At 68.0% G+C, this 657-nt stretch carries 1 protein-coding gene and 1 pseudogene; one reads left to right on the top strand and one right to left on the bottom strand.

Annotation, left to right across the window (positions count from 1 at the left end):
- A pseudogene (locus MXD58_RS24420) lies at positions 1 to 233 on the bottom strand (acyl-CoA dehydrogenase family protein); the annotation flags it as partial.
- A 76-nt stretch (positions 234 to 309) separates the two neighbouring features.
- Here MXD58_RS24420 and MXD58_RS24425 point away from each other — a divergent pair.
- The coding region (locus tag MXD58_RS24425; RefSeq protein WP_248838030.1) for a MarR family transcriptional regulator at positions 310 to 657 on the top strand (348 nt) is incomplete at its 3' end.

The following is a 657-nucleotide window of genomic DNA, read 5'->3' on the forward strand; positions in this document are numbered from 1 at the left end:
AGCGCGAGACGCACCTGCCCCAGCCCCTGACCGCCGAGCTCACGGTCGAGGTGCGCCGCCCACAGGCCCCGCTCCTTCACCCGCTGCTTGATCGGTTCGGTGGCGTCGGCCCACTCCTGCCGGTTCAACCGCGGCCGGATGAGTTCGAGCGGCTCGATCTCACCGATCACCAGCTCGCGGATCCAGTCCAGCTGCTGCTGGAACTCGGGGTCCGTCTGAAAGTCCCACGCCATCGTCGCGCTCGCCTCCGAAAACAAGATCATTCACTGGGTGACAATTTCACTTTGTGAAGTGTTACCCTAGACCTCGATGTCCACCGAAGCCAGTCGACGCCGCCTCAACGAGGCGATCAGCGCGCTCACCCGCTTCGCCCGCAGCCGCAAGCTGGTCGCGCTGCATGTCGAACGCGCCGGGTTCGACCTGAACTTCGCCGCGCTCGACGTGCTCGACAAGGCGGTGGAGCACGGCCCGATGCCCGCCTCCAGGCTCGCCAGCCAGACCCACATGGCGCCGAACGCGCTCAGCCGCCAGCTGCGTCTGCTCGAGGACGGCGGCTACATCGACCGCCGGCTGGACCGCACCGACGCACGGGTCACGATCATCGAAGCGACCCCGCGCGGCCGCGAGGCGTCCCAGCGCCTGCACGAGGCGAACGAC

The sequence above is a fragment of the Frankia sp. AgKG'84/4 genome (assembly GCF_023242965.2).
Taxonomy (GTDB): domain Bacteria; phylum Actinomycetota; class Actinomycetes; order Frankiales; family Frankiaceae; genus Frankia.